General features: G+C 66.0%; 16 protein-coding genes. 10 read left to right on the forward strand and 6 right to left on the reverse strand.

The genetic code is table 11. From position 1 onward, the window contains the following. Positions 1-199 precede the first annotated feature (199 nt). Positions 200-5,077: an NAD-glutamate dehydrogenase gene (locus AC05QJ_RS23185; protein WP_476743595.1), complete on the reverse strand. Its 4,878-nt coding sequence runs from the start codon at positions 5,075-5,077 to the stop codon at positions 200-202. Positions 5,078-5,417: 340 nt separating this feature from the next. On the opposite strand from AC05QJ_RS23185, the gene AC05QJ_RS23190 reads away from it, so the two are divergent. The 10 genes from AC05QJ_RS23190 to AC05QJ_RS23235 all read left to right on the forward strand — a co-directional run bounded on the left by AC05QJ_RS23190 (position 5,418) and on the right by AC05QJ_RS23235 (position 18,642). Continuing rightward, positions 5,418-5,771: a hypothetical protein gene (locus tag AC05QJ_RS23190; protein ID WP_476743596.1), complete on the forward strand. Its 354-nt coding sequence runs from the start codon at positions 5,418-5,420 to the stop codon at positions 5,769-5,771. Between the two features lie 273 nt (positions 5,772-6,044). Beyond that, entirely contained in the window at positions 6,045-7,004 is a 960-nt protein-coding gene (locus AC05QJ_RS23195; protein WP_476743597.1) for an AAA family ATPase, read from the forward strand. A 4-nt stretch (positions 7,005-7,008) separates the two neighbouring features. Further along, positions 7,009-7,953, forward strand: a complete 945-nt coding sequence (locus tag AC05QJ_RS23200) for a DUF58 domain-containing protein (protein ID WP_476743598.1) — start codon at positions 7,009-7,011, stop codon at positions 7,951-7,953. After that, on the forward strand, positions 7,950-8,444 hold the full coding sequence (locus tag AC05QJ_RS23205) for a DUF4381 domain-containing protein (protein WP_476743599.1): 495 nt from the start codon (positions 7,950-7,952) through the stop codon (positions 8,442-8,444). The genes AC05QJ_RS23200 and AC05QJ_RS23205 overlap by 4 nt, the downstream gene beginning before the upstream one ends. Then, positions 8,437-9,525: a vWA domain-containing protein gene (locus AC05QJ_RS23210; RefSeq protein WP_476743600.1), complete on the forward strand. Its 1,089-nt coding sequence runs from the start codon at positions 8,437-8,439 to the stop codon at positions 9,523-9,525. Before AC05QJ_RS23205 ends, AC05QJ_RS23210 begins: the two co-directional genes overlap by 8 nt. Beyond that, positions 9,522-11,246 (forward strand): vWA domain-containing protein, encoded by a 1,725-nt coding sequence (locus AC05QJ_RS23215; protein ID WP_476743601.1) that lies wholly within the window; start codon positions 9,522-9,524, stop codon positions 11,244-11,246. Before AC05QJ_RS23210 ends, AC05QJ_RS23215 begins: the two co-directional genes overlap by 4 nt. Further along, positions 11,243-12,862, forward strand: a complete 1,620-nt coding sequence (locus AC05QJ_RS23220; RefSeq protein WP_476743602.1) for a BatD family protein — start codon at positions 11,243-11,245, stop codon at positions 12,860-12,862. The genes AC05QJ_RS23215 and AC05QJ_RS23220 overlap by 4 nt, the downstream gene beginning before the upstream one ends. A gap of 316 nt (positions 12,863-13,178) precedes the next feature. Next, positions 13,179-14,420, forward strand: a complete 1,242-nt coding sequence (locus AC05QJ_RS23225) for an exonuclease SbcCD subunit D C-terminal domain-containing protein (protein WP_476743603.1) — start codon at positions 13,179-13,181, stop codon at positions 14,418-14,420. Then, entirely contained in the window at positions 14,417-18,064 is a 3,648-nt protein-coding gene (locus tag AC05QJ_RS23230; protein ID WP_476743604.1) for an AAA family ATPase, read from the forward strand. The genes AC05QJ_RS23225 and AC05QJ_RS23230 overlap by 4 nt, the downstream gene beginning before the upstream one ends. After that, positions 18,061-18,642 carry a glutathione S-transferase gene (locus AC05QJ_RS23235; protein WP_476743605.1) on the forward strand — a complete coding sequence of 194 codons (582 nt, stop codon included), beginning with the start codon at positions 18,061-18,063 and terminating at the stop codon, positions 18,640-18,642. The genes AC05QJ_RS23230 and AC05QJ_RS23235 overlap by 4 nt, the downstream gene beginning before the upstream one ends. A 154-nt stretch (positions 18,643-18,796) precedes the next feature. Here AC05QJ_RS23235 and AC05QJ_RS23240 read toward each other — a convergent pair whose 3' ends face one another. The 5 genes from AC05QJ_RS23240 to AC05QJ_RS23260 form a co-directional block, all read right to left on the reverse strand. Then, the gene (locus AC05QJ_RS23240; protein WP_476743606.1) at positions 18,797-18,976 is read right to left on the reverse strand and encodes a hypothetical protein; all 180 of its coding nucleotides are present in this window, start codon (positions 18,974-18,976) and stop codon (positions 18,797-18,799) included. Positions 18,977-19,093: 117 nt separating this feature from the next. Continuing rightward, the gene (locus AC05QJ_RS23245; RefSeq protein ID WP_476743607.1) at positions 19,094-20,209 is read right to left on the reverse strand and encodes a lactonase family protein; all 1,116 of its coding nucleotides are present in this window, start codon (positions 20,207-20,209) and stop codon (positions 19,094-19,096) included. Continuing rightward, entirely contained in the window at positions 20,175-20,468 is a 294-nt protein-coding gene (locus AC05QJ_RS23250) for a DUF5629 family protein (RefSeq protein WP_476743608.1), read from the reverse strand. The genes AC05QJ_RS23245 and AC05QJ_RS23250 overlap by 35 nt, the downstream gene beginning before the upstream one ends. A 99-nt stretch (positions 20,469-20,567) precedes the next feature. Beyond that, positions 20,568-22,943, reverse strand: coding sequence for an efflux RND transporter permease subunit (locus tag AC05QJ_RS23255; protein ID WP_476747997.1), 2,376 nt, complete (start codon positions 22,941-22,943; stop codon positions 20,568-20,570). Between the two features lie 20 nt (positions 22,944-22,963). Further along, positions 22,964-24,010 (reverse strand): WD40/YVTN/BNR-like repeat-containing protein, encoded by a 1,047-nt coding sequence (locus AC05QJ_RS23260; protein ID WP_476743609.1) that lies wholly within the window; start codon positions 24,008-24,010, stop codon positions 22,964-22,966. Between the last annotated feature and the right edge of the window lie 58 nt (positions 24,011-24,068).

The raw sequence follows: 24,068 nt of genomic DNA on the forward strand, positions 1-24,068 counted from the left end.
TGACCAAACCCGATCACTGATAACCAGCGACCGACCAAGCCTAGGCACCGCACCCCAAGAGCGCAACGGCAGAAAAGCCGGCGAAGTATGATTGGGAAATTGCCTACAAGAAAGTCAGACCGAGACGAAGTTTTGTAGCGCCATGCAACACCCCGCCCAAATAAAGAGGCCCCGACATCACTGCCGGGGCCTCTTCATTTCACCTCAAGCAATCAGACGGAATCACCGCCGACTGCCCACTCAGCGCCAGATCCACCAGTTCGCGGTTGGCCACCGCATACATGGCGTAGTCAGTGCCGGTCGCAGCCCTCAGCTCATCAAGCATGGCCTTCCACCGCTCCACCATCACCCGATGCTGCTCCATCCACAGCGCCACCCGCGCATCCATATCTTCCGGCGCATCGGCCATCTGCAAGACGGAAATCGTGATCGCCCGCTGCTGCAGGTCGATGTCGTCGCGGAAGGCTTCGCGGGCCAGGGCCTGCCAGTTGTTTTCCACTGGCAGGTTGCTGATTTCCTGCAGGTACCAGGTCAGTTCCAGCGCGCTGCCGGTGGCGAAGAAGGCTTTCGCCACTTGCGCCGGGTCGTGGCCGGTAACGTCGGAGGCTTCGATGATCGGCAGCAGGGTGTACAGGTGCGTGGTGCCAGCCACCATGCGCGCCAGCAGTTCCGGTACGCCAGCCTCGACGAAGCCCTGGTAGCGGGTCTGCCAGCGGTCGCGGGTCGGGCCTTCGAGCAGTTCGTCGAGTTTCAGGCCCAGGGCGGCGATCTGTGGCCCGAAGTGGGCAACATCACGGCCAGCATCCTGTTCGTTGCGGCGGCTGCGCAGGAACCAGCGCGTAGCACGGCGGCCCAGGCGCATCAGTTCGTCCATGAGGGTCAGCTGGACTTCGGCCGGAACCTGGTAGTCCAGGGCCTCGATCTGACGGAACCAGTGCGGCAGGTGGAAGATGTCGCGCACGATGACGTAGGCACCGGCCACGTTGGCCGGGCTCATGCCGGTGGATTCCTTCAGGCGCTGGACGAAGGTGATGCCCATGTTGTTGACCAGGTCGTTGGCGATCTGGGTGCTGACGATCTCGCGTTTCAGGCGATGGCGACGCATGGCATCGGCGAACTTGTGCACCAGCGACGGCGGGAACGCGGTTTCCATGTCGCGGGTGAGGTAGTCGTCGTCCGGCACCAGCGATTTGAGCAGGGCTTCCTTGAGGTCGATCTTGCTGTAGGAGATCAGTACCGACAGTTCGGCACGGCTCAGGCCCTGGTTGGCGGCGATGCGCTCGGCCAGTTGTTCTTCCGAAGGAAGGAACTCGATGGCGCGGTCGAGCTTGCCGCGGCTTTCCAGGTCGGCCATCAGGCGTTTGTACTCGGCGATGCGCTCCTTGGCACGGCGCGCCGCCAGGGACAGGGCCTGGGTCTGTTTGTAGTTGTTGCCCAGCACCAGCGCGGCCACTTCGTCGGTCATGCTGCCGAGCAACTGGTTGCGCTGTTTCTCAGTCATGTCGCCGGCCTGCACAACCTCGTTGAGCAGGATCTTGATGTTGACCTCGTGGTCGGAGCAGTCCACGCCACCGGCGTTGTCGATGAAGTCGGTGTTGGTGGCGCCGCCGTTGAGGCCGAACTCGACGCGGCCAAGCTGGGTCATGCCGAGGTTGCCGCCCTCGCCCACCACTTTGCAGCGCAGTTCGTTGCCGTTGACCCGCAGGGCGTCGTTGGCCTTGTCGCCGACGTCGGCGTGGCTTTCTTCGCTGGACTTGACGTAGGTGCCGATACCGCCGTTCCACAGCAGGTCCACGGGGGCCTTGAGCAGGGCGTTGAGCAGTTCGGTCGGGGTCAGTTTGTCGGCTTCGATGGCGAAGCGTTCTTTCATCTGCGGGGTGATGGCGATGCTCTTCGCGCTGCGCGGGAAGATGCCGCCGCCCTCGGACATGATACTGGTGTCGTAGTCGCTCCAGGCCGAACGCGGCAGGTCGAACAGGCGCTTGCGCTCGGCAAAGCTGCTTGCCGGGTCCGGGTTCGGGTCGATGAAGATGTGCAGGTGGTTGAAGGCCGCCACCAGTTGCAGGGTCTCGGACATCAGCAGGCCGTTGCCGAACACGTCGCCGGCCATGTCGCCGACGCCGACCACGGTGATGACATCTTTCTGCACGTTGATGCCGCGCTCGCGGAAGTGCCGCTGCACGCCAACCCAGGCGCCACGGGCGGTGATGCCCATTTTCTTGTGGTCGTAGCCGGCCGAGCCGCCGGAGGCGAAGGCATCGCCCAGCCAGAAGCCATAGTCGATGGCGATGCCGTTGGCGATGTCGGAGAAGGTCGCGGTGCCTTTGTCGGCGGCCACCACCAGGTACGGGTCGTCGTCGTCATGCCGCACCACGTTGGCCGGTGGCACCACGCCGCCGTCCTTGAGGTTGTCGGTGATGTCCAGCAGGCCGGAGATGAAGATGCGGTAGCAGGCGATGCCCTCGGCGGCGATCTCGTCGCGGCTGCCGCCCAGTGGCAGGCGACGGGGCAGGAAGCCGCCCTTGGCGCCGACGGGCACGATCACCGAGTTTTTCACCTGCTGGGCTTTTACCAGGCCCAGGACTTCGGTGCGGAAGTCTTCCTCGCGGTCCGACCAGCGCAGGCCGCCGCGGGCGACGTTGCCGAAGCGCAGGTGCACGCCCTCGACCCGTGGCGAATAGACGAAGATCTCGAAGCGCGGCACCGGTTTGGGCAGCTCGGGGATCAGCTTGGGGTTGAACTTGAAGCTGAAGTAGGACTTGTTCTGGCCGTTGGCGTCCGGCTGGTAGAAGTTGGTGCGCAGGGTGGCCTTGATCAGGTCCAGGTAGCGCCGCAGGATGCGGTCTTCGTTGAGCACCTGGACGTCGTCCAGCGCCGAGAGGATCGCCTGTTCCAGGCGCTGCTGCTTGTCTTCCAGGTCTTCGGTAGTCAGCTTGCGCGCCAGGTAGAAGCGGGTCTTGAACAGCCGGGTCAGCTCGCGGGCGATGTCGGTGTGGTTGTTCAGGGTGCTGGCGATGTAGCCGAGGTCGAAGCCCAGGCGGATCTGCTTGAGGTAGCGGGCGTAGGCACGCAGCAGCGCCACGTCGCGCCATGGCAGGCCGGCGGTGAGCACCAGGCGGTTGAAGGCATCGTTCTCCGCATCGCCGTTGACGATGTGGACGAAGGCGTCCTGCAGGGTGTCGTTGAGCTGCTGGATATCCAGCTCGACGCCCTCGGCGGTGGTGAAGGCGAAGTCGTGAATCCAGAACTCGCGGCCATTGGTGTGGCGCAGGCGGTACGGGAACTCGCCGAGCACGCGCAGGCCGAGGTTTTCCAGGATCGGCAGCACGTCGGACAGCGCCAGCGGGGTGTCGGCGTGGTACAGCTTGCAGTGCAACTGGTGCTTACCGACCTGGGTCAGCGGCTGGTAGAAGCTCATCACCAGCGGCTTTTTCTCGGACAGGTTGGTCAGGTGCTGCATGTCGACCACCGCCGAGTGGGCGGCGAAGCGCTCGCGGTAGCCTGCGGGGAAGCCTTTCGGGAAGTCGGCCAGGACGTTGGTGCCCTGGGCTTCGCCGAAGGCCTCGACGGTGAGTGCGGCGTAGTCGTCCTGCCAGGAGCGGCAGGCCTGGATCACTTCGTTTTCCAGTTGTTTCGGGTCGATATCGATGCGGTTCTTCGGATCGACCCGCAGGATCAGTTGCACCCGCGCCAGCACCGATTCAGAGAAGAAGGTCCAGAACTCGCAGTCGCTGGCCTTGAGGCGCTCCATCAGCACCTGCTGGATCTTCTGCCGCACTTCAGTGGAATAGATGTCACGCGGCACGTAGGCCAGGCAGTAGCAGAAGCGGCCGTACGGGTCTTTGCGCAGGAATACGCGGATCTTGTTGCGTTCCTGGATCTGCACGATGGACATGACGGTGCTGAACAGCTCGTCCACCGGGGTCTGGAACAGGTCGTCGCGGGGCAGCACTTCAAGAACCTGGGCCAGTTCCTTGCCCAGGTGCGCCTTGGCGTCGAAGCCCGAACGGCGCTCGACTTCGGCGACCTTGTCGCGAATGTACGGGATCTGGCGCACGCTCTCGCCGTACACCGACGAGGTGTACAGGCCCATGAAGCGGCATTCCTTGATGACCTTGCCGTCGGCGTCCAGTTGGCGGATCGACACGTAGTCCGGGTAGGCCGGACGGTGCACGCGGCTCGGATGGGCGGCCTTGGCGAAGGACAGCAGCAGCGGTTCCTGCAGGTAGGCGACGGCGTAGTCTTCGATGCGCAGGTCGTCGGCGGTGAGGCCGGCGCGCAGCAGACGGGTCAGGCCGAGGAACGACTGCTCGTCGTAGACCAACTGGCCGCCTTCGGCGTCGCCCTTGACCACGAACTCTTCATAACCGAGGAAGGTGAAGTGGTTGCCCAGCAGCCATTCGAGGAAGCTCTTGACCTCGGCCTTTTCGTCGGCGACGGCAGCGTAAGGGGTCTGTTCCACCAGTTGCAGCAGGTCGCGCAGCTTGGCCTTCATCGGCTCGAAGTCGGCCACGGCCACGCGCACTTCTGCCAGCACCTGGGTCAGTTCGTGGGTCAGCACGCTGAGCTCGGTGTTGTTGGCGCAGCGGTCGATCTCCAGGTACATCAGCGATTCCTGCAGCACGCCCTCGCCGTGGGTGCCTTTGGGCAGGATCTCCAGCAGCTCGCCCTTGGCGCCGCGGCGCACGCTGAGCACGGTGGTCTGCAGGGTGTGGATGCTGTAGCCGCGGCGGTTCAGCTCGGTGCGGACCGAGTCCACCAGGAACGGTAGGTCATGGTGCAGGACTTCCACGGCGGTGTGGGTCGACTGCCAGCCATGACGCTCGTAATCGGGGTTGTAGACGTTGACCTGGGGTTGGCTGTGATCGAAGCGCTCGATCATGCGCCAGGCAGAGAGGGTGCAACCGACCAGGTCGGACAGGCGCCGCTGGGTCAGTTCGTCCAGGGAAATGATGCCGAAGAACTGTTCGGCGAACAGCGCCACTTGTGGCAGTGCCTGTTCGCTGATGTGCTGCGCCAGGGCCGCTTTCAGTTGATGCTGGAAGTCGGCTTTGCTGGCTGCGGTGAAAAACGCCATCTGTGGTACTCCGCTTGGGCTTTGTTATGGGTGGAGCGTCGCGCGTGTCCGCTTTATCCCGCATCAACCATAGTCAATGTCGGGCGTTGCGGAGAGGAAATGCGAAAGAGCGAGTGCCGGATTGACCGGTTGGTCACACCTGGATGGACATCTGCAAAAACCACTGCCGCCGGGGCTGGCTGCGTCTTTACGGGTGTCCATCGACACCGCACTTTAACGACACCCCGCCCGCCCCTGCTTGCGGCGCTGCGACATATTCGGTCATTGAGGTGCAACCGGTGATTTATCGCGTCAGCGAAGGCTGGCACACTCGCGTTTCAATTCCCTTATCGAGCCGTCCATGAAACTGAGTTCCGCGCTGATCTTCGCCAACCCGTGCGATGAAGAAGAAGACAACCTCGCCACCCTGGGCAGCAACAGCAGCCAGGGCGAGCTGTTCATCATGAGCCGTTACCCGGAGGAGGATGAGATCGACCTGCTGCTGGACGAGGAAGGCGACACCCTGCGCGATATCAAGGTCACCCTGAGCAACAGCCGCCTGCTGATCGAGACGGCGCCGGGCGCAACCGACCTGTTTGGCGGCGACGACGTGCTGGAGATCGCCCTGGACGGCGCCATGGGCGACCTGGACGAGGTGGAGCAGGCACTGAAAGTGATTCTGCAAGGGACCGGGACCTTCGTCAGCGAGCGTTGAGGGCTGCTGGAATCTTTGGTGATGCTGCAGGCCTCATCGCCGGCAAGGCCGGCTCCCACAAGGTGGACTGCCCCGCAAATCACTGTGGGAGCCGGCCTTGCCGGCGATGAGGCCTGCAGCGACAGCCCGACACCCGAGCGAACGCAACCTACCCTCCCCCGAAGAATTTCCCCCGCCACCGTTAGTCGGCGCACCCCCGGATAGATTAAAGTATCAACCCCTGCCCGGGCCGCTGATCGCCAGCCCCGTGCGTCATTCCAGGAACCGTCGACGATGGAACACCGTGAAGCGCTGGTCGCGCTGCGCACTTTTCTTTCAACCCAGATCCTTGGCCAGGAAAAACTGGTCGAGCGCCTGCTGATCGTGCTGCTGGCCGACGGCCACATGCTGGTGGAAGGCGCGCCGGGCCTTGCCAAGACCAAGGCCATCAAGGAACTGGCCGACGGTATCGAGGCGCAGTTCCATCGCATCCAGTTCACCCCCGACCTGCTGCCGGCCGATATCACCGGCACCGAGATCTATCGCCCGGAAACCGGCAGCTTCGTGTTCCAGCAGGGGCCGATCTTCCACAACCTGGTACTGGCGGACGAAATCAACCGCGCCCCGGCCAAGGTGCAGTCGGCGCTGCTCGAAGCCATGGCCGAGCGCCAGGTCAGCGTGGGCCGCAGCACCTACGAGCTGTCGCCGCTGTTCCTGGTGATGGCCACCCAGAACCCCATCGAGCAGGAAGGCACCTACCCGCTGCCCGAAGCCCAGCTCGACCGTTTCCTGATGCATGTGAAGATCGGCTTCCCCGACGCCGCCGTGGAACGACGCATTCTGTCGCAAGCCCGTGGCGAGGCGCTCAACGGCGAGACCAAGCCGGAACGGCGGGTCAGCCAGCAGGCGATCTTCGCCGCGCGCAAGGAAATCCTCGGCCTGTACATGGCCGACGCCGTGGAGGAATACCTGGTGCAACTGGTCATGGCCACCCGCAACGGCGCCAAGTACGACGCCGAGCTGGGTGACTGGATCGCCTATGGCGCCAGCCCCCGCGGCTCAATCGCCCTCGACCGCTGCGCCCGCGCCCACGCCTGGCTGGCTGGCCGCGACTTCGTCAGCCCCGAAGACATCCAGGCGGTGTTGTTCGATGTGCTGCGCCACCGCATCATTCTCTCCTTCGAGGCCGAAGCGGCCGGTATCGACCAGGACCGGGTGATCCAGCGCATCCTCGATGTCGTCGCCGTCGCCTGACCCCATGCCCACTCAACTGTTGAACGCGCCCGGTATCCGCATCAGCCTTGCCGAGCTGATCGAGATGCGTCACCGGGTCCGCGAAGTGCGTCTGTTCTCCGCGCCCGGCCAGCGCAGCCCGCTGGTCGGCCTGCACCACTCGCGCCTGCGCGGGCGCGGCGTGGACTTCGACCAGGTGCGGGTCTACCAGGCCGGCGACGACGTGCGCAACATCGACTGGCGCGTCACCGCCCGTACCCAGGAGCCGCATACCAAGCTGTTCCACGAGGAGCGCGAGCGGCCGATCTTCATCCTTGTCGAGCAGAGCCGGCGGCTGTTCTTCAGCTCCGGGCTGATGTTCAAGTCGGTGCTCGCCGCCCAGGCGGCAGCGCTGTTCGGCTGGGCCGCGCTGGGCCACAACGACCGTATCGGCGGCCTGGTGTTCGGCGACAACGAGCACCACGAGATCAAGCCACGGCGCAGCAAGCAGAGCCTGCTGCAACTGCTCAACCGCCTGGCACGGGTCAACCAGTCGCTGCACACCGAGGCCCAGCCCCAGGGCGACAACCTCGGTACCGCCCTGCGCCGCGCCCGCGAGGTGCTGCGCCCCGGCAGCCTGGCGATCATCATTTGCGACGAACGGGCCCTGAGCCCCGCCGTCGAACAGCAACTGAGCCTGTTGTCGCGGCACTGCGACCTGCTCCTGCTGCCGGTCTCCGACCCGCTCGACCACGCCCTGCCCGCCGCCGGCCTGCTGCGTTTCGCCCAGCGCGGCGCGCAACTGGAGCTGGACACCCTCGATGCCAACCTGCGGCAGAGCTACCGTCAACAGAGTGAAGCGCGTATCGAACGCTGGGAAATGCTCGCGCAGAAGCTGCGGGTGGTGCTGATGCCCCTGAGTACCCAGAGCGAGATGATCGAGCAGTTGCGCGAGTACCTCGACCCTCAACGAGCCGGCAAGCCGCGATGAACCCACTGGCGCAACTGCAACCGCTGATCGCTCCCGAGCCGATCAGCGCCTGGCCGCCCGCTCCGGGCTGGTGGGCGCTGCTGCTGATCCTGCCGCTGCTGGGCTGGGGCCTCTGGCGCCTGCGCCACTGGCGGCCACGCCCGGCACCGGTGCCACGGGCCGAGCAGCCGCTGGACCCGATCCGCGTGGCCGCCCTGGAAGAACTGGCGCAGTTGCCCAAGCCCTACGACGGCGCGCCGGCCGGCGCCTGGCTGCAGCAGATCAACGCCCTGCTCAAGCGCCTGTGCCGCAACCATTACCCCGACAGCCACAGCCACACCCTCAATGGCCGGCAGTGGCTGGCATTTCTCGACAACCGCTGCCCCGCCGCCGGGCTGACCCGCTGGATGGTGCTGGTGGAAGGCGCCTACAAGCCCGAATGCCGCCTGGACGACAAGGCCATCGCCGGCCTCAACCAGTCGGTCGAAACCTGGATTCGCAAGCATGTTTGAACTGGCCTGGCCGTGGGTCTTCGCCCTGCTTCCGCTGCCCTGGCTGGCGCGGTTGCTGCTGCCGGCGGCCGACAGCGGCGAGCCGGTGCTCAAGGTCAGCTTCCTCGACGAACTGGAAGGCCTGGCCGGCCGCCGCGCCCGCCTGAACCTGCCGACCTGGCGCCAGCAGGCGCCGTTCGTGCTGGTCTGGCTGCTGTTGCTGCTGGCCGCCGCCCGCCCGCAATGGCTCGGCGATCCGCTGCCGGTGGCGGCCAGCGGCCGCGACCTGCTGGTGGCGGTGGACGTGTCCGGCTCCATGGACTTTCCCGACATGAGCTGGGAAGGCGAAGACGTCAGCCGCCTGACCCTGGTCAAGCAACTGCTGGGGGACTTCGTCCAGCAACGCGAGGGCGACCGCGTCGGCCTGATCCTGTTCGGCAGCCAGGCCTACCTGCAGGCGCCCCTGACCTTCGACCGGCGCACCGTGCGCAGCTTCCTCGACGACGCGCAGATCGGCATCGCCGGCAAGAACACCGCCCTGGGCGATGCCATCGGCCTGGCGGTCAAGCGCCTGCGCATGCGCCCCACCGACAGCCGCGTGCTGATCCTGGTCACCGACGGCGCCAACAACGGCGGGCAGATCCACCCGCTGACCGCTGCCCGGCTGGCCGCGCAGGAAAGTGTCCGCATCTACACCATCGGCATCGGCGCCAGCCCCGAAGAGAGCGGCACCGTCGGCCAGCTCGGGCTCAACCCCAGCCTCGATCTTGACGAAGCCTCGCTGCGGGAGATCGCCCAGATCACCCACGGCGAATACTTCCGCGCCCGTGATGGCGCCGAGCTCAAGGCCATTGGCGAAACCCTCGACCTGCTGGAGCCGGTGGAACAGCAACCGACCCAGGCGCGCACCGCCGAGGCGCTGTATGCCTGGCCGCTGGCGGCGGCGATGCTGCTGAGCGTGGCGCTGGTGATCCGCCAGCGCTGGCCCGATCACCTGCTGCAACGCTTGCTGCAGCGCCTGCTGCGCCGTCCGGACTTCCTCCAGCCGCACCCCGAATGGCGTGAACGGCTCAAACGCCTGCGCTTGCGGAGGCGTCGATGAACGAACTCTGGCCCCACTGGTTGCGCCCGTTGTGGCTGCTGTTGCTGCCGCTGCTCGGCTGGCTGCTGTGGAAACTCTGGCACCGGCAGAAGCGCGCCGGCCGCTGGCAGATGATCCTGCCGCCGGCCTTCCACGGCGTGCTGCTGGGAGGTGGCAGCGGCCATGACAGCAAGTTGCCCTGGGTTGCCCTGGGCCTGGCCTGGCTGCTGGGCGTGCTGGCCCTGCTCGGGCCGAGCTGGGAGCGCCTGGAGGAAACCCGCCAGCGCCCCGCCGACCCGCTGGTGATCCTGCTGGAACTGACCCCGGCCATGCTCGCCGAGGACAGCCCGCCAAGCCGTCTGGAACAGGCCCGACGCAAGATCCTCGACCTGCTGGAACACCGCCGCGACAGCCAGACCGCCATCGTCGTCTATGCCGGCAGCGCCCACACCCTGGTGCCGCTGTCCGACGACCTCGGCACCAGCCGCAACCTGCTGGAAGCGCTGGAGCCGGGGATCATGCCGGAGCCGGGCCAGCGCGCCGACCTCGCGGTGCGCAAGGGCCTGGCCCTGCTCGCCCAGGGCGCGCTCGGCCAGGGCCGGTTGGTGCTGATCGGCTCGTCGCTCGATGACCAGGAACGCCAGGGCATCGCCCAGGCCTTCGGGCGCAACGGCCCCGAACTGCTGATGCTCGGCGTCGGCAGCGCCGAGGGGGCGCCGATCAAGCAGGCCAACGGCGAATTCATCAAGGGCACTGACGGCGCGATCCTCCTGCCGCGGCTGGACAGCGCCAGCCTCAAGGCCTTCATCAACGACCTCGGCGGCCGTTATCGCCATGCCCGCATCGACGACCTCGACCTGCGCGGCCTCGGCCTGTTCGACAAGCCCCGGGCCCTGAGCAAGGACGGCGAGACCGTGCAGCTCGACACCTGGGCCGACCAGGGTTACTGGCTGCTCCTGCCGCTGCTGTTGCTGGCCGCCTGCGCCGGCCGGCGCGGCTGGCTGTTCTGCCTGCCGCTGCTGTGGTGCCTGCCGCAGCCGTCCTACGCCTTCGAGTTCAACGAGCTGTGGCGCCGCCCCGACCAGCAGGGCCAGTACCTGCTGGAGCACCAGCGCCCGGCAGAAGCGGCGAAGCACTTCAAGGACCCGCAGTGGAAAGGCTGGGCCCTCTACGAAGCCGGCGATTATGCCAGTGCCGCCCGCCAGTTCGCCCTCGACGACAGCGCCAGTGGCCACTACAACCGCGGTAATGCCCTGGCCCGCAGCGGCGAACTGGAAGCGGCGGTGGATGCCTACGAGGAAGCCCTGGAACGCCAGCCCGACCTGCAACCGGCGCTGACCAACAAGGCCCTGGTGGAACAACTGCTGCAACAGCGCGAGCAGGAAAAGCCGCCCGAAACCGAAGAGCCCGAGCCCGGCGAAGACCAGCAGCCCGGCCAGCAGATGCCCGGCGACACCCGCCAGGACAGCCCGCAGAGCAGCAGCCAGAGCGAGACCGGCGAGCCTGGCGACGAACCGCAGGACACCCAGGACCAGAGCCAGGCCCAGGCCCCGGAGAACACCGGTGACGATGACGACGACTCAGTCACCCGGCCCCCGCAACGGCCCACCGGCAGCAACCTCGACGTCGAGCAGCGCCAGGCCCTGGAACAATGGCTGCGGCAGATCCCGGACAACCCGGCGCAACTGCTGCGGCGCAAATTCTGGTACGAACAGCAACAGCCTCAGGAAACCCATCGATGAGCCGCGCCTGCGTCTTCGTGTTCTGTCTTTTCATGGGCCTCCAGGCCCAGGCCGCCGCGCTTCAGGCCAGCGTCGACCGGGCTAACCTGAGCACGGCGGAAACCCTGGAACTGACCCTGGAGATCCGCGACGTCACCCAGTTCGGCAAACCCGACCTGGCGCCCCTGCAGGCCGACTTCGAAGTGCGTGGCACGCGCCAGCTCAACAGCCTCAATACCCTCGACGGGCAGAACGAAGCCACCACCCGCTGGGTCGTCACCCTGATGCCGCGGCGTGCCGGCACCCTGCAGATTCCACCGCTGCACCTGGGCGAAATCGTCAGCGAGCCGATCGAACTGCAGGTCCAGGCCGCCGAAGACAGCCCGGCCACCCTGCTCGCCCCGGTGTTCGTCGAAGCCACCCTCGACCAGAACGACATCTACGTACAGGCCCAGGCGGTACTGACCCTGCGCATCTACCACTCGGTGTCGCTGTACGACGACAGCAGCCTCAGCCCGTTGCAGATCGAAGGGGTGAAGATCGAGCCCCTGGGCGAATCGCGAACCTACGAAAAGCTCATCAACGGCATCCGCCACGGCGTGATCGAGATGCGCTACGCCCTCTACCCGCAGCGCAGCGGCGACGTCACCGTGCCGACCCTGACCTTCAGCGCCACCAGCGCCGGTGCCGACAGCGACAGCCCGTCCAGCCCCGGCAACAGCCAGGTGCGGGTCAGCTCGGGCGAGCTGGCCTTGCATGTGCGACCGATTCCCGCCAGCTATCCCGCCGGCCAGCCCTGGTTGCCGGCCCGCAGCCTGAACCTGGAAGAGCACTGGAGCCCGGACCCGGCACAGAGCCCGGTGCAGATCGGCGACTCGCTGACCCGCAGCGTGATCGTCAAGGCCGAAGGCCTGTCCAGCACCCAGCTCACGCCCCTGCCCGGTACCGAAGTCATCGGTTTGCGGCGTTATCCCGACCAGCCGCAACTGCGCAACCAGATCGACGAGCGCGGCCTGATCGGCAGCCGCGAGGAGCGCGAGGCTCTGGTGCCGACCCACAGCGGCGATCTGGAACTGCCGAGCCTGGACGTGGTGTGGTGGAACACCCGCGAGGACCATCTGGAGCACACCAGCCTGCCGGCCCGTCGCCTGACGGTGCAGGACAACCCGGCGCTGAGCGCCGACACCCCGAGCACGGCACCGGCGGCGGATGCCCCGCTGCTGTGGCCCTGGCAACTGAGCACCCTGGTGTTCGCCCTCACCACCCTGGCCGGCTTCGCCCTGTGGTGGCGCGCCCGTTCGCTGCCGGCGGTGGCCCGGGTGGTCCAGGCCGGACCGAGCCCGCGTACGTTGCTCGACGACCTCAAGCGCGCCTGCCAGGCCAACGACCCACAGGCCACCCGCCAGGCCCTCGACGCCTGGGCGCGACAACAGCCGCAGACCCTGGCGGACATGGCGGCGCGTTTCGTACCGCTCTCCGACGCACTGGACGGGCTCAACAGCGCGTTGTACAGCGAGGCGGGGCAGTATTGGCAGGGCGATGAACTGTGGCGGGCGATCAGCACCATTCCGGCGGCCGAGCAGACGCAGCCGGCCCAAGGGGAAAACGGCGGATTACCGCCGCTCTATCCGAAATAGCCGCCACGATCCCGTAGGAGCGGATTTATCCGCGAAGGGGCGCAAAGCGGCCCCAAAACAATCCAGCACGAGCTAGCTGGCTATGTCCGGCATTCCATTCAACGTTCAGGATCTCTGAATGTGAGATCCAGACCAGGCAGAAAAATTTTGCTGGATGGATTCAGGGCCGCTGCGCGCCCCTTCGCGGATAAATCCGCACCCACGGGATCGTAGCGGCCCGATGTCCAGCCAGCCAAACATCAGCCAAAACCCTGTCCATATTCAGTTACCATACCCGGCTTTCATTTCCCGCCTGTTCTCCGTCACAGGACTATCCATGCGTCTGTTTCACACCTCCGACTGGCATCTGGGACAAACCCTGCACGGCCAGGAGCGCGACTTCGAACATGCCTGCTTCCTCGACTGGCTACTGGGCCAGCTAAAGCTGCGCCAGCCCGACGCCCTGCTGATCGCAGGCGATATCTTCGACACGGTCAACCCGCCGGTCAAAGCCCAGGAACGACTCTACGACTTCATCGTCAGCGCCCACGAACAGCAACCGGGCCTGACCATCGTGATGATCGCCGGCAACCACGACTCCGGCTCGCGCATCGAACTGCCCGCCGCGCTGATGCGCCGCCTGCGCACCCACGCCGTGGGCCGGGTGCAGTGGCTCGACGAAGGCCAGCTCGACAGCGAGCGCCTGCTGGTGCCGCTGACCAACGCCAAGGGCAAGGTGCTGGCCTGGTGCCTGGCCCTGCCCTTCCTGCGTCCGGCCGAAGTCACCGGCCCGCACCTGGGCGACGATTACGTGCGCGGCATCGGCCAGGTCCATGAAAAACTCATCACCGCCGCCCTCGAACAACGCCAGGCGAAACAGCCGCTGATCGCCATCAGCCACGCGCACATGGCCGGTGGCTCGGTCTCGGAAGACTCCGAACGCAGCCTGATCATCGGCAACGCCGAAGCCCTGCCGGCCAGCCTGTTCGGCGCCGAGATCGGCTACGTCGCCCTCGGCCACCTGCACAAGCCGCAGAAGGTCAACGGCGAAGAGCGCATCCGCTACTGCGGCTCGCCGCTGCCGCTGTCGTTCTCGGAAATCAACTACCCGCACCAGATCCTCGAAGTCGAGTTCAAAGGCAACACACTGCTCAGCGTCGAAAGCCGCCGTGTGCCGCGTGCCGTGGCCCTGCAACGAGTCGGCCCGGCACCGCTGGCGCAGCTGCTGGAGCAACTGGCCGAGCTGCCGGTGGTCGATCTGCTGGACGATCCGCAACGCCACGCGTGGCTGGAAGTGCGGGTGCAACTGGACGAACCGCAGCCCGACCTGCGCCAGCAGATCGAAGCCGCCCTGCAAGGCAAGGCCGTGCGCCTGGTGCGCATCGCCGCCGAATACGCCGGGCGCCAGGGCGCCGATGGCGAGGACGACGGGCGTCTGGTGGAACTCGGCCAGTTGCGCCCCGAAGACCTGTTCGCCCGCGCCTGGGAACAGGCCTACGGCAGCGCCGCCGATGAACAGACCCTGGCCGACTTCGCCCTGCTGTTGCAGGACGTGCAGCAAGAGGAGGAGCAGCCATGAAGATTCTCGCCATCCGCCTGAAGAACCTCGCCTCCCTGGCCGGCCCCTTCGAAATCGACTTCACCGCCGAGCCGCTGGCCAGCGCCGGCCTGTTCGCCATCACCGGCCCCACCGGCGCGGGCAAGAGCACCCTGCTCGACGCCCTGTGCCTGGCGCTGTTCGGCTCGGTGCCGCGGCTGGACAACATCGGCCGCGAGACCAAGGTCCCCGACGCCGACGGCGAAATCCTCACCAACGACCCGCGCACCCTGCTGCGCCGTGGCACCGGCAGCGCCTTCGCCGAAGTCGATTTCGTCGGCATCGACGGTCGCCGCTACCGCGCCCGCTGGGAGGCCAACCGTGCCCGCGACAAGGCCAATGGCAAGCTGCAAGGCAGCCGCCAGAGCCTCCACGACCTCGACAGCCAGCAGTTGCTGAGCAACCAGAGCAAGCGCGAGTACGAGCAACTGATCGAGTCGCGCCTGGGCCTCAACTTCGCCCAGTTCACCCGTGCGGTGATGCTGGCCCAGAGCGAGTTCAGCGCCTTCCTCAAGGCCGACGACAAGGAACGCAGCGAGCTGCTGGAAAAGCTCACCAACACGGCGATCTACAGCCAGTTGGGCCGCCGCGCCTTCACCCGGGCCCGGGACGCAGGCGATGCGTTCAAGGCCCTGGAAAGCGAGGCCAGCGGCGTGCTGCCGATGGGCGAGGAGCAACGCACGGCCCTCGACACGCAACTGGTCGAAGCCCAGCAGCAGCTCAAGAGCGAACAGGCCAGACTGCGCCAACTGGAGCAGCAGCGCAACTGGCTTACCGAACTGCACACCCTGCAGGCGCAGCAGCAGGCCGCCAGCGAAGAACTGGCCAACGCCCGCCTGGCCTGGGAACACCTGGCCGCCGAGCGCCTCAGCCTGACCCGCCTGGAACAACTGGCGCCGCAGCGCCATCAGTTCGCCCGCCGCCAGGAAGTGCTCGACCAGCTCACCCCGCTGGCCAGCGCCCTTGAACAGCAGCGCCAGCAACAGGGCGAACTGGCCCGCCGCCAGGAACAGCTCGACCAGCAGCTGGCCGGCGCCCGTGAAGCCCTCACCCACGCCCTCGCCGAGCAGACCGACAGCGCGCCGCGCCTGCGTCAGGCTTTCGAAGCCCAGCACACCCTCAATCGCCTGGACCAGGAGCTGACCCGCGACCGTGCACTGGCCAGCCAGGCACACCTGGCCTGCGACGAGGCGCGCGGGCAACTGGCGAGCCTGATCGAGCACCAGCAACGCCATGAACAGACCCTGAGCACCATTGCCGGGCAACTGGAGCAGAGCGCCGCGCTGGCGGGCCTGGGCCAGTCGTGGAATGCCTACCGCAGCCAGTTGCAACAGGTGATGCTCACCGCCAACCGCCTGGGCAAAGGTCGCGACGAGTTGCCGACCCTGCGCGAAACCGCCGAAGCCCGCGCCCGTCAGTGCGAAACCCTGCGCGCTGAACTGGCGGTGCTGTTCCAGGAAGCCGGCGCCGAGCCCCAGGCCCTGGTCGAACAGATCGGCCTGCTGGGCACCCTGCTGCAAGACAACCGCAAGCTGCAGAAAGGCTTCGAGGACCTGGCGCGGCTGTGGGGCCGCCAGCAGGAAATCGAACAACGCGCCAACGCCCTGCGCGAGCGCCAGGCCGTCGCCCAGCAGGAGCGCCAGCAACTGATCGCCGCTGGCCTGCAAGGCAAGCAGGCACTGGAAAGCGCACAACAGGCGCTGACCCTCACTCGCCAGTTGCTGGAACGCCAGCGCCTGGCGCGCAATGCCAGCGTCGAGGAACTGCGGGCGCAGTTGCAGGACGAACAGCCCTGCCCGGTCTGCGGCAGCCTCGAACACCCCTATCACCAGCCGGAAGCCCTGCTGGAAAACCTCGCCCGCCACGATGAAAACGAAGAAGCGGCGGCGCAGCAGGTGGTCACCGAACTGACCCAGAAGTTGGACGACCTGCGCTCCCAGCTGGGCGGCGTCAACGGCCAGCTCAAGGAATACCTGCACCAGCAGGAACAACTGAACGAACAGCGCCAGGCCCTGGCACCGGAACTGGAAGGCCAGCCGCTTTATCCACAACTGGCCGAGCAGGACCTCGCCAGCCGTGGCCAGTGGCTCGACCTGCAACTGCGCCGGCTGAACGACGACATTGCCCGCGACGAACAGCGCCAGAGCGCCCTGCTCAACCTGCAAAAAGACGCCGCCCGCGTGCAGCAACAGCTTCAGGCCGCCAACGAGGCCAGCCAGCAGGCGGCGCAGCAACTCAGCCACCAACAGGAAGCGCTACAGGCCGACGAACAGCGCCTGGAGCAGGACCTGGCGCACTTCGAGCCCTTGTTGCCGGCGGATATCTTCGCCGCGCTGCGGGATACCCCGGCAGACACCTTCCTCGCCCTCGACCAGCAATTGGCGACCCGCCAGCAGTTGCTCGAGCAGCAGAAAGACGAACAACAGGAACTGGCCGAGCGCCTGAAACAGCGCGAAAGCCTGGAACTGAAACAACAGGCGCGCCAGCAGGACCTGGACAAGCTGCAACAGCAACTTGCCGGCCTCGACACCCAGCAGCAACAGGCCCGCGAGGCCCTGACCGCACTGATCGGCGCACATACCGACGCCGAGCACTGGCAGCGCCACCTGGAGCAGACCGTGGAACAGGCCCGCGCCGCCGAGGCCGACGCCAACCAGCAACTGCAGGACACCCGCACCCAGTCCGCCGCCCTCGCCAGCGAGCTGAAGGCACGGGAAAGCCAGCACGCCGGTCTGGAGCAAGAGAAACAGCAACTGGACAGCGCCATCGCCCAATGGCGCGAGGCGCACCCGGAACTGGACGAACAGGGCCTGGACGCCCTGCTCGGCATGGACGACGACCAGGTCGCCGCCCTGCGCCAGCGCCTGCAAGGTGCGGAAAAGGCCATCGAGCAGGCTGGCGTGCGGGTGCAGGAGCGGGATCAGCGCCTGCAACAGCATCAGGCACAGAACCTCACCGAGCAGACGGTGGACGTGCTGGAGCAGGCGCTCCAGGCCAGCCAGCAACTTCAGGAACAGCACGAACACCAGTGCGCCGAGCTGCGGGCGCAGCAGGCCGAGGACCAGCGCCGGCAACAGGCCAGCCAGGCCCTCGCCGAGCGCATCGCCCAGGCCCGCGAGGAATGGCAGCGCTGGGCGCGCCTGAGCGAGCTGATCGGCTCGTCCAGCGGCGACACCTTCCGCAAGATCGCCCAGGGCTACAACCTCGACCTGCTGGTGCATCACGCCAACCAGCAACTGCGCCAACTGGTGCGGCGCTACCGGCTCAAGCGCGGCGGCAGCCAGCTCGGTCTGCTGGTGATGGACACCGAAATGGGCGACGAGCTGCGTTCGGTGCATTCGTTGTCCGGCGGCGAAACCTTCCTGGTGTCGCTGGCCCTCGCCCTGGGTCTGGCGTCGATGGCGTCGAGCACCCTGCGCATCGAATCGCTGTTCATCGACGAAGGCTTTGGCAGCCTCGATCCGGAATCCCTGCAACTGGCCATGGACGCCCTCGACGGCCTGCAGGCCCAGGGCCGCAAGGTCGGGGTGATCTCCCATGTGCAGGAAATGCATGAGCGGATCGGCGTGCAGATCCAGGTGCGGCGCCAGGGCAACGGCCTCAGCACCCTGGAGGTGGAAGGATGATCCTCTACTCGTTCCGTCGCTGCCCCTACGCCATGCGCGCGCGGCTGGCGCTGCGCTACGCCGGGGTGGCGGTGCACATCGACGAAGTCAGCCTGAAAGCCAAGCCGGCGCAGATGCTGGCGCTGTCGCCCAAGGGCACGGTGCCGGTGCTCGACCTGGGCGACCGGGTGCTGGAAGAGAGCCTGGAGATCATGCGCTGGGCGCTTGCGCAGAACGACCCGCAGGACTGGCGCCTGCAGGGCGATGAGCGGATCGATGCCTTGATCGCCCGCAATGACAGCGAGTTCAAGGTGCACCTCAACCACTACAAGTATGCCGAGCGCTACCCGGAGCATTCCCGGGAGCATTATCGGCGTGAGGCCGAGGTGATACTCGCTGATCTGGAACAGCGGCTGGACGGGCGGGCCTACCTGTTGGCAGACCACCCGAGCCTTGCCGATGCCGCCTTGCTGCCGTTTATCCGCCAGTTCGCCGGGGTCGAACCGCAATGGTTCGCCGAGGCACCCTACCCGCGCTTGCGCGCCTGGTTGCAGGGCTGGCTGGAATCGGAACTGTTCAAGGCGATCATGGCGCGCTGATGTTGCAACCCCTTGTAGGAGCGGCTTCAGCCGCGATTGGCCGCGCAGCGGCCATAAACCCTGTATCCCCGGTACTCCAGGAACATCGCGGATTCAGGTTCTACGACGGCTGCGCCGCCGATCGCGGCTGAAGCCGCTCCTACCGCGCTGGCGCTCAGTGACTCACCTTGTGATCCAGCGCCGCATAGAAATTGGCGCTCTGGCGCAGGTAGTCGGCGGTATAGCTGGGCGTCGCCGCCTTGCGCTGGCTGATCTCGACATGGGCATGGGCCGCCTGTACGACGGACGCGGAAATGGCGGAAGCGGCAATCACGGGGAAGAGGTTGAAGTTCATCGGTCTGGCCTCGAAGTCGTTGAGTTGAAGGGCCGTCTGGCTTGGTTCAAAACTACGCCGTCACCGCCGCGAGCAACAATTCATTGCGCCAGTAACAGATATCGAGGCCATCGATAGTCAGTCGATGAAGGTCAGGTCCGACGGCGCCGCCTGTTTCAGCACCTGCAGCGTCTCCCCCAGCAGGCCCGTGGCCGGATCACGGCGGATCACCACGATCTGGTCGCTCTTCTGGTTCGCCACCAGCACGAAGCGCTGGGTGGGATCGAGGGCGAACTCCCGCGGATGGTCGCCGTCCACCGAGCGCCGTTGCACGAAGCTCAGGCGTCCATCGACCGGGTCGATGGCGAACACCACCAGTTCGTTGGCGTTGCCACGGTTGCTCACATAGAGAAAACGCCCGTCCGTGGAACCGTGCACGGCGCCACCCGCCTTGCTGGCCGGGTCGTCGCTGTCGGTCAGGGACACGGTCTGCTTCAACGTCAGATGACCGTCGTGGTAATCGAACACCGCCACCTGCGCGCTCATTTCCAGGGTCAGGTAGGCATGCCGGCCATCGCGCCCGAACCACAGATGCCGAGGCCCGCTGCCCGGCGGCAGGGCGACCGCATCGAAGGCGCTCAGCGGCTGCGCGGCGTCAGGATCGTAGCGATAGGCGAACACCCGGTCCGCGCCCAGGTCGCTGGCGAACAGGTAACGACCGTCTGGCGACGGTACGGCCGAATGCACATGAGGCGTGGCCTGGCGCTGGGGGTTGACCTTGCTGGCGGCATGTCGAAGCTGTTGCACCGGCGCGACCAACCGCCCCTCGGCTGTCACCGGTAGCACCGCGAGGCTGCCGCCCTCGGCATTGGAACCGCCGTAGTTGGCGACGAACAGGAAGCGGCCATCAGCACTGAGACTGCTGTGGGTGGGCTCGGCGCCCTGGCTTTCGACCCGGTTCAACGGCACGACAAGGTGCGACTGATCCAGGCTGAACGCCGAAACGGCACCTGCCGGCTGTTCATTCACCGCGAACAGCCGGCGGCGGTCGGCGGACAGGGTCAGCCAGGACGGATGGCTGGCCGGAATCACCTGCAGCGGCTGCGGGTCGATCCGGCCGTCTGCGAAGCGGTAGCGGTAGATGCCTTCGCTGGCACCGTCGGTGTAGCTGCCCACCAGCAGTTCGTGGCCCTGCACGGTCGCGGTCATGGCGACGGCACTAGCGATCAGCAGGTTCAGCAGCGGCGTCATCATCGTCCTCATCCTCTTCCGAGGCCCGCAGGGCATCCAGGCAGACGATCCGGTGCTCGCCGCTGTCGCCGCTGATCAGCCAGTCCTGGCCGTCGGCGCGGGCGGCTTCCACTTGCGCGGCGGTGAAAACCCAGCGCTTGAGCGTGCGGCCATCCATGCATTCGACGCGCAGGCCGCTGTCGTCATGGACGAAGTCGAAGGCGTGCAGGCCGTCGATCAGCAGCATGTCGCAGGATTGCAGGGCTTGGGAAAAGGTGGTCATCAGGTTACTGCCATGAAGAGGGAAAGGCGCAATGATAGCCCAAATGCAACGCGGGCCAGACGTTGTGGCGTCTGGCCCGCGTTGCAGTGAAGCGCCGGATCAGTGGGCGAAGATGGAATTGCCCTTCTGCCCTGCCAGTTTCTCCGGCTTGATCAGGAACCGCGCCAGTGCCGGCAGCAGCCACAGCGCGCCGAACATGTTCCACAGCAGCATGAAGGTCAGCATCAGACCCATGTCGGCCTGGAACTTGATGGCCGAGAAGATCCAGGTGCACACGCCGATCGCCAGGCACAGGCCGGTGAACAGCACCGCTTTACCGGTGGAGCGCAGGGTCTGGTAATAGGCTTCCTGCAACGGCAGCCCGGCCCGCAGGAAACTTTCCAGGCGGCTGTAGATGTAGATCCCGTAGTCCACGCCGATGCCCACGCCCAGCGCCACCACCGGCAAGGTCGCAACCTTGACGCCGATGCCCATGAAGGCCATCAGGGCGTTGCCCAGCACCGAGGTCAGCACCAGCGGCAGGACGATGCACAGGGTCGCGGCGAAGGAGCGGAAGGTGATCATGCACATCACCGCCACGCAGATGTACACCAGGATCAGGATGGTCAGCTCGGCCGACTTGATCACTTCGTTGGTGGCCGCCTCGATGCCGGCGTTGCCCGCTGCCAGGAGGAACTCCAGGCCCTCCTGGTCGTGGGTCGCGGCGAAGGCCTTGACCGCGTTGACCACGCCGTCGAGGGTCTCGGCCTTGTGGTCGTTGAGGAACACCAGCACCGGTGCCAGGGAGCAGTCGGCGTTGTACAGGCCGTCGGCACGGGACACCGAGGTGTTGAGCACGTCAGGGTTGCGCGACAGGCTTTCCCATTTCAGGTTGCCCTCGTTCATGCCCTTGATCATCTGCTTGGACACAGTCACCAGGGACACCGCCGACTGCACGCCGGGGGTGTTTTCCATGGTCCACATCAGCTCGTCGATCGGCGCCATGGTCTTGTACACCGAGCACTGTTCGGTCGGGGTCTTGACCATCACCACCAGCACGTCGGAACTGGTGGAGTAGTTGCCGATGATGAAGGCGTTGTCGTTGTTGTAGCGCGAGTCCGGACGCAGCTCCGGCGCGCCCTGGTCAAGGTCGCCGATCTTCAGGTTCTGGCTGTACCAGAGGCCGCCGCCGAAGGCCACCAGGGCCAGCAGCACCGACACCGGCGCCACCTTGGCGCTGGCAAAGTTGGACAGCAGGCGCCAGAACGGGTGCTCGCGGGTCGCGTCCTTCTTGCTGCGTTCGATGGCTTTCTTGCTGATGCCGACATAGGAAATCGCCACCGGCAGCAGGATCAGGTTGGTGAAGACAATCACTGCCACACCGATGGAGGCGCCGATGGCCAGTTCGCGGATCACGCCGATGTCGATGATCAGCAGGGTGATGAAGCCCACGGCGTCGGCGAGGATGGCGATCATCCCCGGCAGGAACAACTGGCGGAAGGTGCGCCGTGCGGCGGTCAGGGCGTTGTCGGCGTCACTGGATTGCAGGGCGATACCGTTGATCTTCTGCACGCCATGGGAAATGCCGATGGCGAAGATCAGGAACGGCACCAGCATCGAGTAAGGGTCGATACCGAAGCCCACCACATGCATCAGCCCCAGTTGCCAGACCACCGCCACCAGGGTGGTGATGAGCACGGCGATGGTGCTGCGGATACACCAGGTGAACCAGTACAGCAGGATCCAGGTGATGACGAAGGCGATGGCGAAGAAGCCCACCACCATCATCAGGCCGTCGATCAGGTCGCCGACTTTCTTGGCAAAGCCGACGATGTGGATCTTCACATTGGGGTTCTGCGCCTGGTACTTGTCGCGGATCTTTTCTTCCAGCTGGTGGGAGAACTGCTGGTAGTCCAGCTTGATCTGCCGGCCCGGGTCCTGCGGGTCGGGGTAGGACTCCTGCAGCGGCACATCGACGATCGACGACTTGAAGTTGTTGGCCACCAGCCGGCCGATCTGCCCGGACTTGAGCACGTTGTTGCGCAGGTCGTCGAGGCTTTCCGGCGAGCCGTTGTAGGTGTTGGGGATGACTTCGCCGCCGGAGAACCCTTCTTCGGTCACCTCGGTCCAGCGTACCGCCGGGCTCCACAGCGATTTCAGCGCCGAACGGTCCACGCCCGGGATGTAGAAGACTTCGTCATGGATCTGCCGCAGCGTTTCCATGTAGTCCTTGTCGAAGATGTCGCCGTTGACCGCTTCCACCGAGATGCGCACGGTGTTGCCGAGGTTGGCCAGGTCGTTGCGGTGCTCGAGCATGTTCTGGATGAACGGATGCTCCAGCGGGATCATTTTTTCGAAACTGGTGGACGGGCGGATCAGCGTGGCCTGCCAGAACAGGAAAATGCTGACCAGCAGGCAGATACCAATCACCACCGGGCGGTTGTTGAAGATCAGGCGCTCGAGCAGTGTCGGCTTGTCCTGATGGTGCTGGTTCATGGTGAACGACTCCTGGCTGGTCATGGTTGCGTCCTCTCGGCACCGGTGGCGGAGGCGAAGTGCGCGCCGCCCTGCCCGACCAGAATCAGGTTGCCGTCAGACAAGCCGCTGGCTCCTGCCAGCGCGAGACGGTCAGCCCGGTTGAAGACCTTGAAGGTGGCGCCATCGTCGCTGCTGCGCAGGACCGTGCCGCCATTCCCCACGAGTACCAGACTGCCATCATCGAGAAGCGTAGCGTTTGACAGGCCGAATTCGAGCGGACCGCGTTCGGCCTGGAGGCTGATCTTCTCCCAGGTGTCGCCGAAATCGGTGGACCGGTAAAGGTTGGCGCGCAAACCGTAGGCCAGCAGCGTGTTCGGCTGGGTGGTGCCGATGACGCCGAAATACGAGCCCTCGTAGGGGCTTTCGGGTTTTTCCCAGGTCTGCCCGCCGTCGCGGGAGCGGAACATGCTGCCCTGCTCGCCGACGATGAACAGGCCGGCGTCCTTCACCTGGGCGATGCCGTTGAGGTGCAGGCCGTCGGGGTTGTCGAGGCGGTCGCCAACGTCTTGCCAGTGCTGGCCGCCGTCGGTGGTTTCGAGCATCGCGCCGTAGGCACCGATGGCGATGCCGTGCTGGCGGTCCTGGAACCAGATGTCCAGCAGCGGCGCTTCGCGGGAGAGGTCTTCGAACTGCTTGACCCAGGTCGCACCGCCGTCGGCGGTGGCGAGGATCTGCGCGTCATGGCCGACGGCCCAGCCGTGCTGGTCGTCGACGAAGGTGAGCGCGGTGAGCAACTGGCGGCTCGGCACCTTGGCCTGGGTCCAGGTCTTGCCCTGGTCGTCGGAGAACAGAATGTGCCCGCGGTCGCCGACCATCACCAGCCGGGCGCCGACTTTGGTCACGTCCAGCAGCAGGCTTTTGTCAGCCTTTTCGGAAGGCGTGGACCAGACGTCCGCCTCCGGCGCTGCCGCCTCGACGGTGTTGGTCCAAAAGCCCATTGCCAGCAGCAACACCGCGCTGGCGGCCAGCGCCCATGGGCGGGCGCGAAGTGCACCGCCAGTACCCGCCATTCCAGGCTCGGTCATAGATCTGTCCCCCGATTCTTGTTATTTGGGTCAATCCATCTGCAGGTACTGCGAAATG

This window comes from Pseudomonas sp. TUM25319, from assembly GCF_056388475.1.